The following is a 14,388-nucleotide window of genomic DNA, read 5'->3' as shown; positions in this document are numbered from 1 at the left end:
CGCGGAACGGTATGCCGCGCGGCCCCTCCTCTTCGTTCACTGGCTGATGCCGGTCGCAGGAACGTCCAGGCCGATGATGCCAAGGATCGTCTCGCCGGCAATCGAGCGTTGACCGAGGATCACTCGGGGAGCGACGCCCGCGGGCAGGTAAACGTCGACACGGCTGCCAAAACGGATAAGGCCTACGCGCTGCCCCGCTTCGATGGAATCGCCTTCACGGACGAATGCTAAAATGCGCCGCGCGACGAGGCCCGCGATCTGCGTGAAGCCGATTTTCAGTCCGTCATTGCCCTCGACGAGAAAGTGCTGTCGCTCGTTGTCCTCGCTAGCCTTGTCGAGGTCGGCGTTGACGAACTTGCCGGGCACATAAGCAATGCGCTTGATCCGGCCTGCGATCGGCGAGCGATTGATGTGCACATCGAACACACTCATGAAGATCGACACGCGTGTGTAGTCGCCGTCGGCAAGCAGGTCGGGGCCACGTAGCTCGGGTGGCGGCGGCACCTTAGCGATCATTGTGATCAGGCCGTCCGCAGGCGCGATGATGTACTTCTCGCTTCGCGGCGTGGTGCGGATCGGATCGCGGAAGAACGCCGCGACCCAGATCGTCAGTCCGACCAGGATCCAGGCGAGGAAGTTCCAGTGCAGCAAGAAGGCGAACACCGTGATCGCCCCTGCCGCGACGGCGAACTTGCGACCTTCAGGATGAACTGTAGGGAAACGCCACTTAACGGTGGTCGTCGGGAGCGGCGTTTCGTGCTTGTCGATTGCTGGCATGCGCGTGTCCTTAAAGGCGCACCCGCCACGGCACAACGCTGCGGTTGCCTGCCGCGCCCGCGCATCCTAATGCGCGGCCAAATCTCCAAATCGCAGGGAAAAGCATGGCCAAGATCAAGGTGAAGAACCCCGTTGTCGAACTCGACGGCGACGAGATGACCCGCATTATCTGGCAATGGATCCGCGAACGTCTGATCCTTCCCTATCTCGACATCGACCTCCTTTACTACGACCTGTCGGTCGAGAACCGCGACGCGACGGAGGACAAAGTCACCGTCGATGCCGCCAATGCAATCAAGCAGCATGGCGTCGGCGTGAAGTGCGCCACGATCACGCCCGACGAGGCGCGCGTCGAGGAATTCAAGCTCAAGAAAATGTGGAAGTCGCCCAACGGCACGATCCGTAACATCCTTGGCGGTGTCGTCTTCCGCGAGCCGATCGTGATCGCCAATGTTCCTCGCCTGATCCCTGGCTGGACCGACCCGATCGTGGTCGGACGCCATGCCTTCGGCGACCAGTATAAGGCGACGGACTTCCTAGTTCCGGGCCCTGGCAAGCTGACCATCAAATGGGTGGGCCAGAACGGCGAAGAGATCGAGCATGAGGTGTTCGACTTCCCGAGTTCGGGCGTCGCCATGGGCATGTACAACCTCGACGAATCGATCCGCGACTTCGCTCATGCCTGCCTGAACTTCGGCCTCAACCGCGGCTGGCCGGTCTATCTCTCGACGAAGAACACGATCCTCAAGGCCTATGACGGCAGGTTCAAGGACATCTTCCAGGAGATTTATGATAAGGAATACAAAGCGAAGTTCGGGGCTGCTGGCATTGAATATCAGCATCGTCTGATCGACGACATGGTCGCTTCCGCGCTCAAGTGGAGCGGCAAGTTCGTCTGGGCCTGCAAGAACTATGACGGCGATGTTCAGTCGGATCAGGTCGCGCAGGGCTTCGGGTCGCTTGGCCTCATGACCTCAGTGCTGACGACACCCGACGGCAAGACTGTCGAGGCCGAAGCAGCCCACGGCACCGTCACCCGCCACTATCGCATGCACCAGCAGGGAAAGGCGACGTCGACGAACCCGATCGCCTCGATCTTCGCCTGGACCGGCGGCCTAAAATATCGCGGTAAGTTCGACGAGACGCCGGACGTCGTCCGCTTCGCTGAGACGCTCGAGCGCGTGTGCGTCGAGACGGTCGAAGGCGGCCAGATGACCAAGGACCTCGCGATCCTCGTCGGTCCTGAGCAGGCCTGGATGACGACCGAACAGTTCTTCGAGGCCATCGTGACGAATCTCGAAGCGGCTATGACGTCGGAACAACTGGCGAGCGAACCTGCTCGCGCCTGACGCCGAGGCCGATGAATCGGCCTGGGATACGCCGCAGTAGCGGAAAGCGGTCGAACAGGCGCACGATTAGCGGCGCCTGCGTAATCGGCGCGCCGGGCTGGAGCAAGCGACCGATGATGTTGTCCTGGGCGGTCTTCTGGGCGGCCTGGATAACGCGCGTCGGGAACAGCCGCCGTTCCTGTATCTTGTGCAGCAACGGGTCGACGTCCTCGCCCTTTGCCAGCGGACCAGCGAGCGCATTGGCGGCGGCTACTGCGTCCTGAATGGCCAGGTTGATACCGATGCCGCCGATTGGAGACATGGCGTGCGCCGCATCCCCAATCGCGAGCAGTCCTGGCCGATACCAACGGGTCAGGCGGTCAAGCTTCACGGTCAGCAGGTGCAAGTCGGAAATTTCATCGAGCTCAGCGAGATCGAGCTCCGGAGGCGCCGTCGCGGCCACCTCGACTCGGATCGCCTCGATGCCTCGCGACAAGTAGGACGCCGCGGCACCTTTCGGGATCAGGAATGCGCACTGCCAGTAATCGCCGCGGTCGATCATCACGAGCAGCCGCCCGCGCTCGACATTGCCGCGAAGTCCAAACGTGTCAGGATCGGGCTTCGCCACGCGGAACCAGAATACGTCCATCGGCGCACCCAGGTCTTCCAGCGGAAGCAAGGCGCGCGCGATGGACGAGCGGCCGTCCGCCGCAATCGTGAGCCGCGAGCGAAGCTCCTTCCCGCTCTCAAGCTTTACGCCGACGACACTGCCCTGCTCCTCAAGGAAGCTGGCAACCGGCACGCTCATCTCAACGTGAAAGCCGGGGAATGCCTTCGACTCAACGCGAAGGAAGTCGAGGAATTCCCACTGCGGCATCATCGCAATGAACGGCGCTGGCGTGTGAAGGTGGGAAAGGTCACCGATCGTCCACTCCCGACCCGCCATCCGCAGTTGTGCGCCGGCGACTCTGTTGTGCGGGCGCTTCAAAAACCGCTCCAGCATGCCGAGCTGGCTCAGGATCTCCATCGTCGACGGGTGAACTGTATCGCCGCGGAAATCGCGGAAGAAGTCCGCGTGCTTTTCTAGGACGAGTACCTCGCAGCCGGCGCGTGCGAACAACATCCCCGCCATCATCCCGGCGGGTCCACCGCCGACGACAATCAGGTCTAGCTCAGGCGTATCGCCCTTGGACGCCATGCCGCCGTTTCGCAGAGCGGCGAAACAGCCGTCAAGCCTTGGTCAACGCTGCGGCCTTGTGCGCGGCCTGTTTCCCCTCGTCGGTTTCGACGAGATATTCGGGATTGTCCTTCGACGCGGCAACTTTGTGGCCCTTGATAGTCCTGCCCGACGTCAACTTCCTCACGACCTTGCCGTGTGCTTTACCACCGTGCGAGCTCCACGACACGCCATCGCCGGCTTTCAGTGTCTTGGTCATTTCCAAACCTCCGCCAGCACAACGATCCAAGCCGCTGAACGGGTGACACATTTGCCGGCACCTGCTCTAAAGCTGGTATGGCGACAGGAGTACCAACCGGCGGCACGGGCCTTAGCGATGCACTGACGATCCTCGGCGCTGCGGGCATCGTAATTCCCGCCTTCGCGCGCCTGAAAATCACGCCAGTCATTGGCTTCATCGTCGTCGGCATCATCGCTGGCCCGTACATGCTCGGCGCCCTCGCGCCCGCCCATCCATGGCTGCACACCTTCTCGATCAGCGACCCTCATTCGATCGAGCCATTTGCGGAGCTGGGTATTATCCTGCTTCTGTTCTCTGCCGGGCTGCACATCAGCTTCCGCCGTCTTCGATCAATGAAGAAGGCCGTTTTCGGCGTCGGATCGGCAGAGCTGCTGGGCTGTGCGATCCTGATCACTGCCGGACTGCTGCTCACTGGTTCCCCGATCCAGTCAGCGACAGCATTGGGGCTTGCACTGGCACTGTCGTCCACTGCGCTGGTGCTGCCGATCACCGGCGTCGAAACGCCGATCGGCAAGGCCGCGTTCGGCATGTTGCTGTTCGAAGACCTTGCGCTTGTCCCGATGATCTTCCTCATCGAGCTAATTGGCGGGCATGCCGACATGAATGAGCTGCTGCGGACCGCCATCCTCGGCGTGCTGGTGGTCGCGGCGATGCTGGCCATTGGGCGATTCCTGCTCAGCGGACTCTTCGCCCAGGCCGCGCGCACGAAGAACCCGGAGCTGTTCCTCGCCATCAGCCTGCTGACGGTCATCCTTGCCAGCCTCGCGACGGGCGCCGTCGGCCTGTCGCCGATCCTCGGTGCACTCATCGCGGGGATACTGATCGCGGAGACCGAATACAGCGCTGAGGTTGAAGCGATCACCGCGCCGTTGGCGGGTCTCGCGCTCGGCATCTTCCTGATCACCGTCGGCATGCGTATCGACCTGACGGCACTTGCTCGTGATTGGCCGCTGATCCTGGGTGCAGCAATCGCGCTGATGGCGGTGAAGGCATTGGTTACGACGGCACTGGTTCGCGCGTCCGGAGCCCGTGTCGGCGTCGCCCTCGAGGCGGGCATCCTGATGGCGAGCCCGTCCGAGACCAGCCTCATTGTGCTTTCCGCTGCAGGCACGGCGGGGCTGCTAACAGCGACAGAAACCGGTCTCTGGACCACTGTAACGGCCATCGGGCTGACCGTGACCCCGCTTCTTGCGGCGGTCGGGCGCCGTATTGGTCATCGCGCCGAGAGCAGGGCGAGCGAGCCGGAGGAGCCAATTTCGGGCGCCGGACGCACTGTGATCTTCGGTTTCGGACGCGTCGGGCAGATGGTCGCCGACATGCTTCGGGAGCATGATCGCCCGTACCTGGCGGTCGACAGCGATCCAGACTCGGTCCGGCGGGCCGGTGAGAAAGGCTACAACATCCTCTTCGGTGATGTTTCGCGGCCCGAGTTGTCGGATCGCCTTCAATTGGGCCACGCCGCTGCGTTGGTGCTGACAATGGACGACCCCGTCCTTGTCGTTCGCGTCGTCCAGCGCGTCCGCGGCTGGGTTCCGGAACTGCCGATTATCGCCCGTGCGCGCGACACGGCGCACGCCGCGCGTCTCTACAAGGCCGGCGCTACAGACGCCGTGCCAGAGACGCTGGAAGCGTCGCTTCAGCTATCTGAAGCGGTGCTCGTCGATACAGGCCTCGCCATGGGCCCGGTGATCGCGTCGATCCATGAAAAGCGCAGCCAACTTCGCGCCAAGATCATGGAAGAGGCAGAGCTTGACGCCGAGCCCACGCTCGGTCGGCGCCGTCTTCGCGACGCTCAGCCTTCAGCGGGCTCGAAACGGAGGACGCCTGCCACGTAGGTCTTGTGGTCGGCATTGTCCGCCGGATGTCGCTCTCCGTCGAACACAAGCAACTCCTTGAAGTCGAATGGCGACACGCCGTCCAGGCATGCCACGTTCACGCCCAATTGGTTGGGGTTCGAACGGCGCTTGTGGTGGGTGTAGATCCCGCATTTCGAGCAAAAGTGATGCTCGGCCGTGCGGGTGTTGAAACGGTAGGTGGCAAGCTGGTCCGCGCCTTGCTTCAGTGCGAAGTCGGCAGGCGTCGAGGTAACCGCGACTGCGCCGCGCATTCGACACATCGAGCAGGTGCAACGCCGGGCCGAGGCAAAACCCTCGGTGAGTTTCACGCTGAACTGCACGGCGCCGCAGTGGCACGAACCGTTCAGCGTGACCGGCTCGGCTGACTGAGGGTCGATCAAGCCGGCACCCTCTCCAGCGCGTCTTTCACCGCTTCGAGCGCCTCATTGGCCTTGGAGCCGTCGGGTCCGCCCCCCTGCGCCATGTCGGGGCGCCCGCCGCCGCCCTGCCCGCCAAGTGCCGCGACGGCGGCCCTCAACAAATCGACCGCACTGACCTGGCCCGAAAGATCGTCCGTCACGCCAACGGCAACGCTGGCGCGACCCTCGTTTACCGCGATCAAGGCGGCGATGCCGGACCCGACGCGCTGCTTCATCATATCAACGGTTGAGCGCAAGCTCTTGGGATCAAGGCCTTCCACGACCTGGCCGAGGAATTTGTGGCCGTTCACGTCTTCGGGTGCCGACGCATCGGATTTGGTGCCGCCCCCCATAGCGAGTTGCTTCTTCGCCTCCGCTAGCTCACGCTCAAGCTTGCGCCGCTCTTCGACAAGCGCCTTGATGCGCGCGGGCACTTCTTCCGGCGAGCTCTTGAGCGTCGCAGCGACTTCGCGGAGGCGCGCATCGCGCTCCGTCAGCCACTTGCGCGCCGCTTCGCCCGTCAGCGCCTCGATCCGGCGGACACCGGCGGAAACCGCGCTCTCGCTGATGATCTTCAACAGCTGGATGTCGCCGAGCGCGCGGACGTGCGTGCCTCCGCACAGCTCAACGGAGTAATCTGCGTCGGAATGACGGCCCATGGAGAGCACGCGGACCTCATCGCCATATTTCTCTCCAAACAATGCCATCGCACCGGCAGAAATTGCCTCGTCGGGGGTCATGAGCCTGGTCGTGACCTGCTCGTTCGAGCGGATCTGTGCGTTCACTTCCGCCTCGACGTCCTCAATTTCCTCGCGAGTGAGCGCCTGGGGGTGCGAGAAGTCGAAGCGGAAATAGTCAGGGGCGACGAGGCTGCCCTTTTGGGTGACGTGTGTGCCGAGAAGACGGCGCAAGGCCGCGTGCAGCAGGTGCGTTGCGCTGTGGTTCGCCCGGACGCGGTCGCGGCGTTCGCTATCCACCTTCTGGTGAACTGTCTCGCCCAAGTTGAGTTCGCCCGCTGTGACCTTCGCGCGAAGTACATGAAGCTTGCCAAGCGGCTTGCTGGTGTCCTCAACATTGCCAACGAAGCCCTTGAGGGTGCTCAGTTTTCCGGCATCGCCTGTTTGGCCGCCGCTTTCGGCGTAGAAAGGTGTCTGGTTCAACAAGACCTCAACCGTCTGTCCGACGTCAGCCTGCTCGACGCGCGTGCCATCCTTGACGATCGCCAGGACCACGCCCTCGCCCACGTCGCTCGAGTAACCGGTGAATTCGGTCGCACCATGCTCCTCGACTAGGTCGAACCATATATCTTCGGATGCTTTCGACCCCGAGCCTTTCCAGGCCGCGCGCGCCTTGGCCTTCTGCTCGGCCATGGCGGTGTCGAAGCCTTCTCGATCCACCTGAATGCCGCGCGAGCGCAGCGCGTCTTCGGTCAGATCGTACGGGAAACCAAACGTGTCGTAGAGCTTGAACGCCGTCTCGCCCGCTAACGTGCCGCCTTCGGCAAGGTCACCGGTCGCCTCATCGAGCAGCTTGAGCCCGTTGGACAGCGTCTGCCGAAAGCGCGTCTCTTCCTGCTGCAGCGTTGCTTCGATCAGCGGCTGAGCGCGGACCAATTCCGGGTAGGCCGCACCCATTTCAGCGACGAGCGCGGGCACGAGCCGGTACATCAGCGGCTCTTTCGAGCCTAGCAGGTGCGCGTGGCGCATGGCGCGGCGCATAATGCGGCGAAGGACATAACCCCTACCCTCGTTGGCCGGCAGCACGCCGTCGGCGACGAGGAAGCCCGAGGCGCGCAAATGGTCGGCGATGACGCGGTGACTGGCCTTTTGCTCGCCTTCGGCCTTGGTCTGGGTCAGCGCCTCGCTCTCGCGGATCAGTGTGCGGAATGTGTCCGTATCATAATTGTCGTGAACGCCCTGCATGACCGCGGCGATGCGCTCGAGCCCCATGCCAGTGTCGATGCTCTTCTTGGGCAGCTCGGACACGATCTCGCCCGCCGCCTGCTCGTACTGCATGAAGACGAGATTCCAGATTTCGACGAACCGATCGCCATCTTCATCGGGACTGCCCGGAGGCCCGCCGGGGAGATGGTCGCCATGATCGTAGAATATCTCGGAACATGGACCGCAGGGGCCATCGTCCCCCATCGCCCAGAAGTTGTCCTTGGTCGGAATGCGGATGATCCGGCTCTCTGGAAGGCCGGAGATCTTTCGCCAAAGGTCGAACGCTTCGTTGTCCGTGTGATAGACTGTCGCGGTCAGCCGGTCGGGGCTCAGCCCCCAGTCCTTCGTGATCAGCGTCCAGGCATGATGGATCGCCTGGTCCTTGAAATAGTCGCCGAACGAGAAATTCCCGAGCATCTCGAAGAAGGTGTGGTGGCGCGCGGTGTAGCCGACATTGTCGAGGTCATTGTGCTTGCCGCCGGCGCGGACGCATTTCTGCGAACTGGTTGCGGTCGAATAAGGCCGCGTTTCGAGTCCCGTGAATACGTTCTTGAACGGCACCATCCCCGCATTGACGAACATCAAAGTCGGGTCGTTGTGCGGTACCAGCGGCGCCGACTGCACCCGCTCGTGGCCGTTCGTCCCGAAATAATCGAGGAAGCTGCGGCGGATGTCGTTCGTCGAGGTCATGCTGGCGATGTAAATGCTGCGCTGCAGTGCGGCAAGGAAAGCCTGTCGCTCGGGACTTGGCAGCGCGGCCGCCTTGCCGCTAGGCGCTGGGCATGGCGAAACGGCCCAAGACCAGCATTCCAAAGTACAAGCGCAAGCGAAAGGTCGGCTCGCTGATCGGCCGGATACTCGGCTGGATCGTCAGGCTGGTCCTCGCCTTCTTCATCGTCTCTTTCCTGTGGGTGCTCGCCTATCGCTTCGTGAACCCGCCGATCACGGTGACCATGCTCGGCGACATGTTCGCCGGTCGCGGGGCGACGCGCGATTGGATGCCGATCGGGGAAATCGATCGCGACATGGTTCGCGCGTCCATCGCCGCAGAAGACAGTAAGTTCTGTTCGCATAGCGGGTTCGACTTCGAAGCCATTGAAGATGCGATGAAAAGAAACGCATCCGGTGGTCGCATTCGCGGCGGCTCCACTATCAGTCAGCAGACCGCGAAGAACGCCTTCCTGTGGCAAGGCGGCGGCTATGCGCGTAAAGGAGTCGAAGCTTGGTTCACGTTCCTAATCGAACGTCTGTGGGGCAAGCGGCGGATCATGGAGGTCTATTTGAACCTCGCAGAAACCGGCATCGGCACTTATGGCGTAAATGCCGGGTCGCAGCGCTATTTCGGCCATGACGCGAGCGCCATGAGCCCGACCGAGGCGGCACGGATCGCAGCCGTCCTTCCGCTTCCGAAGGAACGTGGAGCGGTCGCGCCGAAAGGCTTCACTCGCCGCTACGGCAATACGATCGCAGCACGTATCCCGACCGTCAGCCGCGATGGTCTCGACGCCTGCGTTTATCAGGGAGCCACCGCGCCGGTGAACAAGGCACCGCCGCCTGTCAGCAAGAAGGCGCGTCCGCTGCCCGGCGAGGAATACGAGAGCCCTAAGGCGCTGCCGCCGCTTGAAAATGCGGTGCAGGAGCTGCCTCCCACGACCACCGAGCCGCTTGAGGCGCCCGACCAGACCCCGGCGCAGAACACGCCTGAGACCGCGCCGCAGCCGGAACAACCGCAGGAACCTGCGAACGGCGTCTAACTCATGCGCCGGAATGTTTGCGGGGCGTGCTTCGCGAACGGAACGGCGCCTCTCCCCTGTCCGTTAAAGCAGCATCATCGACATGGAGGAGTTTATGGCAACGCGTACCGGAAGCCGCACATCCAATCGGACCACTTCAGCTCGTAGCGGCAGCTCGAAAGAGAGCAGCAGCAACGAACGCAATCGAAGCAGCGACAATCGCAGCGCTTTTTCCTTCGGCGACAGCGCCGGGCCACTGCTTGGCGCGGCGCTTGCCGGCGTCGCGATTGGCTTCGCCGCGAATTTCGGCCGCAAGGCGATTATGCAGGGCATGGAGGCCGCAGCGGGTGACTGGGACGAGATCCTGGCGACCGAACACGACGTGGCGCTGGCGATCTTCGACAAGATGCTCACCACCGACGAGACGCAGTCCTTCAAGCGCAAGATGCTGCTGATGAAGCTCACTCACGCGCTGGACAAGCACGCCCATCAGGAAGAGATGGTCGTTTATCCGGCTCTTCGTGAGGCGAATGAGGCCGTCAGCGCCGATCAGCTTGAGGGCGAGCACGGATACATCAAGACCTACATTTATGAGCTCAACGAGATGGGGCCGGAGTCCGGCAAATGGCTCGAGAAGGTTCGCGAGTTCCGCGCGCTCGTCGCCCGTCACGCGCACATGGAGGAAGAGGAAGTGTTCCCGACCTTCAAGAATGCGCTCGACGACGAGCAGAACGCGCGGGTCACGAGCCTGGTGAACCGCGACGGGTTCTGGATGGCTTAAGCCTCAACCGACGAGGGCGAGCCTCGGCGGCTCCTGGACTGTTAGGTCGACGCTCCCCTCGCCGGTAATCCGCTCGATGCGGGCTGCCAGCTCGCCGTCGAGATTGAAGTCGCGGCCGGCGACGACCGCGGCTTCGCCACCTCCATCCAAAGGCACGATAAAGCGCAGCAGCCCGTTGCCGCCACGCGCATCGCTCATTTCGCTCGAGACAGTCGCGATCGCATGCATGTCAGGCGCACGCACCGTCATTTGAAGTCGTGTGCGCTTGGCGAGATCGGTGAGCGGCTGAACCTTCTTCACGGTTACGCGCGGCGTTTCGTCACCCGCGCGACGATCGAGTTCGACGTTGAGCAGCCCACACTGACCGGCCTTGGCCGCGCTTTCGAGAGCCGCGCAGGCATCATCCTCGAAGCAAGTTGCAATGAACTGTCCTGAGCTGTCGCTGAGCGTAGCCATCATATAACGGCGACCCCGCGCCGACGTGCGGAAGCGCGTTTCTTCGATCAAGGCCGCCATGGTCGCGCCGACGCGCTCACCTTCCGCGATCCTGGTGCCAGCAAGTTCGGCGAAGGTGCGGACCTTGTGCGCGGCCAGCAGGTGCCGGGCGGCATCGACGGGGTGCGACGAGAAGTAGAAGCCGAAGGATTCGCGCTCAGCCGCCATCCGCTGAGCCAGCGTCCAGGCTTCGCGCGGAAGGCGGATCGGCGCCGCTTCTGACGAGCTGCCGCCAAACAACCCGGCCTGGCCGCTGGTGCGCTGGTCATGCGCGCTTGCGGCATGGGCGAGGATCGTTTCTGCGCCGGCAAAGACTGCCGCGCGTTCATTATTGATCGCATCGAAGGCGCCAGCGCCCGCCAGGCCTTCCAACTGCCGGCGATTGAGCAAGCGCGGGTCAATACGAGTAGCAAAGTCCTCGAGGCTCGTGAACGGCCCTCCCCGCCCGCGCTCTTCTACCAGCGCTTCCATCGCCTTCTCGCCGACGCCTTTGAGAGCGCCGAGAGCATAGCGAACGGCGCCGCTTTCGACGGTAAAGTGCGCGTGGCTGGCGTTGATGTCGGGTGCTAGGCACGTGACTTCGCCGCGGCGCATGTCCTCGACGAAGATTGACAATTTGTCCGTCAGTGCCATGTCGAAGCTCATCGACGCGGCGTAGAATTCGGCGCGGTGATGTGCCTTCAGCCAAGCCGTGTGATAGGCCACCAGCGCGTAAGCGGCCGCGTGGCTCTTGTTGAAGCCATACCCTGCGAACTTGTCGATCAGGTCGAACAGCTCGTTGGCCTTGGCGGCGGGAATGTTGTTGTGGGTGGCGCAGCCCTCGACGAAGGTCGCGCGCTGCGCATCCATCTCCGACTTGATCTTCTTGCCCATTGCGCGGCGCAGCAAGTCTGCGCTGCCTAGGGAATAGCCGGCGAGGATCTGCGCGGCCTGCATCACCTGTTCCTGGTAGACGAAGATGCCGTAGGTCTCGGCCAGGATGCCTTCGAGCAAGGGATGCGGGTATTCGATCTCGGCCCGCCCGTTCTTGCGGTCGCCGAACATCGGGATGTTGTCCATGGGGCCCGGACGGTAAAGCGCGACCAGCGCGACGATGTCGCCAAAGCCCGTCGGGCGGACCGCGGACAGCGTGCGCCGCATTCCCTCCGATTCCAGCTGGAACACGCCGACCGTGTCGCCCCGCTGGAGGAGCTCGTAAACAGATGCGTCGTCCCACGGCAACGCGCTGAAATCGACTTCGATGCCCTGTTCGGCGAGCAAGCGCTGGCCTTCTTTCAGCACCGATAAGGTCTTCAGGCCCAGGAAGTCGAACTTCACCAACCCGGCTGCCTCGACATATTTCATGTCGAACTGCGTGACCGGCATGTCGGAGCGCGGGTCACGGTAGAGCGGGACCAGCTCGTCGAGCGGGCGGTCACCTATCACCACGCCCGCCGCATGGGTGGATGCGTGGCGCGGCAGGCCCTCCAGCTTCATCGCCAAATCGAACAGACGCTTGACGTCCGGATCTTTATACTCCGCCGCAACCTCGGGAACGCCGTTGAGCGACCGCTCAAGCGTCCACGGATCGGTCGGGTGGTTCGGGATCAGCTTGGCAAGGCGATCGACTTGACCGTAGCCCATCTGGAGCACGCGACCGGTGTCCTTGAGGACGGCGCGAGCCTTCAAGCGACCGAAGGTGATGATCTGTGCGACCTTATCGCGGCCGTACTTCTGCTGGACGTAAGTGATGACCTTGTCGCGATGCGTTTCGCAGAAGTCGATGTCGAAGTCGGGCATCGAAACGCGTTCGGGGTTGAGAAAGCGCTCGAACAGCAGGTTGAGGGCGAGCGGGTCGAGGTCGGTAATGGTCAGCGCCCAAGCGACAACGGAGCCCGCGCCAGACCCGCGGCCGGGACCGACCGGGATATCACTCGCCTTCGCCCATTTGATGAAGTCGGCGACGATCAGAAAGTAACCAGCAAAGCCCATGCCGGTGATGATCTCGAGCTCGTAATCGAGCCGCTTGGCGTACGCCTCGAAATCTTTTGCGCTCCGGCCCTTCAACCGATCGGCAAGCCCGGCATGGGCGTCCCGGTGGAGTTCCTGATCTTCGTCCTCGCCAAGCCTTGGAAGGATCGGCTTGCGCTTCGGGGCAGCCACCGCGCAACGCTGGGCGATGACCATGGTGTTGGCAATGGCTTCGGGCAGGTCGGCGAACAGCTCCGTCATCATCGAGGAGTTCTTGAGCCATGCGTCGGCGGAGGAGACGACGCGGTCGGCACTTTCGACATAGGCGCTGTTAGCGATGCACAGCATGGCATCGTGCGCTGCATGAAAGGTCGGGTCGGCATAAGCTGCCGGATTGGTGGCGACGAGCGGCAGATCTCGGGCGTAAGCGAGGTCAATCAGCGCCTGTTCCGCCGTTTCCTCAACGACGTCATCGCGTCGGCTAATTTCGATATAGAGCCGGTCGGGGAAAAGAGTCTGGAGCCTGTCCAGGTAGGCTTCGGCCTTAAGCTGCTGCCCATCGGCAATAAGCCGCGCCAAAGCCCCTTCAGCGCCCGCCGTCAGCGCGATCAGCCCGTCGCTAAATTCCTGAACCTTCTCGAACTCGACATGCGGATCCTGTTCCAGCGGCCGGTCGAGATGCGCCGAAGACACGAGCTTGCAGAGGTTCGCATAGCCGGTCTCACACTTCGCCAGGAGCGCCAGCCAGTCGATTGCTGCTTCGCCGCCGATATCCGCGGGCCGCGCGACGCCCAGCATTGCGCCGATAATCGGCTGTACGCCCTTCTCCATGCACGCGTCGCTGAAAGGCATCACGCCGTACAGACCGTTGCGATCGACGATGGCGATCGCCGGGAAGCCGAGCTTCGCAGCTTGCGCCGCCAGCGTCTTGGGCTCCATCGCGCCTTCCAGCATTGTGAAGGAAGAGAATACGCGAAGCGGAACGAAAGGTTGGCTCACTCGCCCACTATGGGGATTTCATTTCGCGAGGGAAGCTCGGCGCCGGCTCTTTTCCACAGCTAAAAGGCGGGAAATTCCTGCACGCGCCGATACAAGAAATCGAACGACGTCGACCACTTTTTGCCGCCGTCGGTTGAAGATTCGCCCCGCTGGCGAACTTCGCCGTTCGGCTGGACCTGATAGCTCATGCGGACCAGCGCATCCTTGCCGGGAGCAACGAAGTTCTCCCAATTGCCGGTGATCAACATTACCCCGTTGGCAAAGCCGCCATCGAGATCGACACGAGTGCCGCTCGAATCGACCCAGGTCTGCCGCCACTGCTTGCGACGCATGTCATACAGACTCAGGCTTCCGCCGCCGCCGCTGAGCTCTTTGCCGAGCGGCATCCAGTTCTCGCGCACGGCGCAACCGGCATAACGCTTCTCGATAAGGGAGTGCGCGATGATCTTGTCGCTGCCGCGCGGGTGCACCTCCCATTTGCCGACCCAGAAATCGAATTGATGCGACTCCGGGCTATCGCAACCGGGCGGCGGAGTTCCCTGCGCCCACGAGGAAGTCGACACGAATAGAGCGAGAAGCAGGATCGGACGAACCATGCGCACCTCCATGTGGATGATGGACACCGTTTGCCACGCAGAGGCAAACATCGT

General features: G+C 62.7%; 10 protein-coding genes and 1 pseudogene. 4 read left to right on the top strand and 7 right to left on the bottom strand.

Annotated elements, in window-relative coordinates; genetic code table 11:
* Positions 1-36: 36 nt before the first annotated feature.
* Positions 37-777: a phosphatidylserine decarboxylase gene (locus ABD704_RS01775; protein ID WP_344697978.1), complete on the bottom strand. Its 741-nt coding sequence runs from the start codon at positions 775-777 to the stop codon at positions 37-39.
* Positions 778-881: 104 nt separating this feature from the next.
* On the opposite strand from ABD704_RS01775, the gene ABD704_RS01770 reads away from it, so the two are divergent.
* Complete coding sequence (locus tag ABD704_RS01770) at positions 882-2,126, top strand: NADP-dependent isocitrate dehydrogenase (RefSeq protein ID WP_344697977.1); 1,245 nt, start codon at positions 882-884, stop codon at positions 2,124-2,126.
* Here the strand turns inward: ABD704_RS01770 and ABD704_RS01765 are convergent.
* Positions 2,083-3,303, bottom strand: coding sequence for an FAD-dependent oxidoreductase (locus ABD704_RS01765; protein WP_344697976.1), 1,221 nt, complete (start codon positions 3,301-3,303; stop codon positions 2,083-2,085). The two genes, ABD704_RS01770 and ABD704_RS01765, sit on opposite strands and share 44 nt — an antisense overlap.
* A gap of 31 nt (positions 3,304-3,334) precedes the next feature.
* Positions 3,335-3,541: a hypervirulence associated TUDOR domain-containing protein gene (locus ABD704_RS01760; RefSeq protein ID WP_344697975.1), complete on the bottom strand. Its 207-nt coding sequence runs from the start codon at positions 3,539-3,541 to the stop codon at positions 3,335-3,337.
* 77 nt (positions 3,542-3,618) lie between these two features.
* On the opposite strand from ABD704_RS01760, the gene ABD704_RS01755 reads away from it, so the two are divergent.
* Positions 3,619-5,418 (top strand): cation:proton antiporter domain-containing protein, encoded by a 1,800-nt coding sequence (locus ABD704_RS01755; RefSeq protein ID WP_344697973.1) that lies wholly within the window; start codon positions 3,619-3,621, stop codon positions 5,416-5,418.
* On the opposite strand, the gene ABD704_RS01750 is transcribed toward ABD704_RS01755, so the two are convergent.
* Both ABD704_RS01750 and alaS read right to left on the bottom strand, forming a co-directional pair.
* Positions 5,376-5,819 carry a GFA family protein gene (locus ABD704_RS01750; protein ID WP_486387609.1) on the bottom strand — a complete coding sequence of 148 codons (444 nt, stop codon included), beginning with the start codon at positions 5,817-5,819 and terminating at the stop codon, positions 5,376-5,378. The two genes, ABD704_RS01755 and ABD704_RS01750, sit on opposite strands and share 43 nt — an antisense overlap.
* Positions 5,816-8,470 carry an alanine--tRNA ligase gene (gene alaS, locus ABD704_RS01745; RefSeq protein ID WP_344697972.1) on the bottom strand — a complete coding sequence of 885 codons (2,655 nt, stop codon included), beginning with the start codon at positions 8,468-8,470 and terminating at the stop codon, positions 5,816-5,818. Before alaS ends, ABD704_RS01750 begins: the two co-directional genes overlap by 4 nt.
* 92 nt (positions 8,471-8,562) lie before the next feature.
* Here alaS and mtgA point away from each other — a divergent pair.
* Together mtgA and ABD704_RS01735 are read left to right on the top strand one after the other, a co-directional pair.
* Positions 8,563-9,294: pseudogene (gene mtgA / locus ABD704_RS01740) on the top strand (monofunctional biosynthetic peptidoglycan transglycosylase); the annotation flags it as partial.
* 334 nt (positions 9,295-9,628) lie between these two features.
* Positions 9,629-10,294: a hemerythrin domain-containing protein gene (locus ABD704_RS01735; protein ID WP_344697971.1), complete on the top strand. Its 666-nt coding sequence runs from the start codon at positions 9,629-9,631 to the stop codon at positions 10,292-10,294.
* 3 nt (positions 10,295-10,297) lie between these two features.
* On the opposite strand, the gene dnaE is transcribed toward ABD704_RS01735, so the two are convergent.
* Entirely contained in the window at positions 10,298-13,738 is a 3,441-nt protein-coding gene (dnaE, locus tag ABD704_RS01730) for a DNA polymerase III subunit alpha (protein ID WP_344697970.1), read from the bottom strand.
* A gap of 59 nt (positions 13,739-13,797) precedes the next feature.
* Positions 13,798-14,361, bottom strand: a complete 564-nt coding sequence (locus ABD704_RS01725; protein ID WP_344697969.1) for a hypothetical protein — start codon at positions 14,359-14,361, stop codon at positions 13,798-13,800.
* Between the last annotated feature and the right edge of the window lie 27 nt (positions 14,362-14,388).

The organism is Sphingomonas limnosediminicola, from assembly GCF_039537965.1.
Taxonomy (GTDB): domain Bacteria; phylum Pseudomonadota; class Alphaproteobacteria; order Sphingomonadales; family Sphingomonadaceae; genus Sphingomicrobium; species Sphingomicrobium limnosediminicola.
The sequence above is the reverse complement of the archived record's forward strand: the minus strand, read 5'-3'. Positions and strand labels throughout refer to the sequence as shown.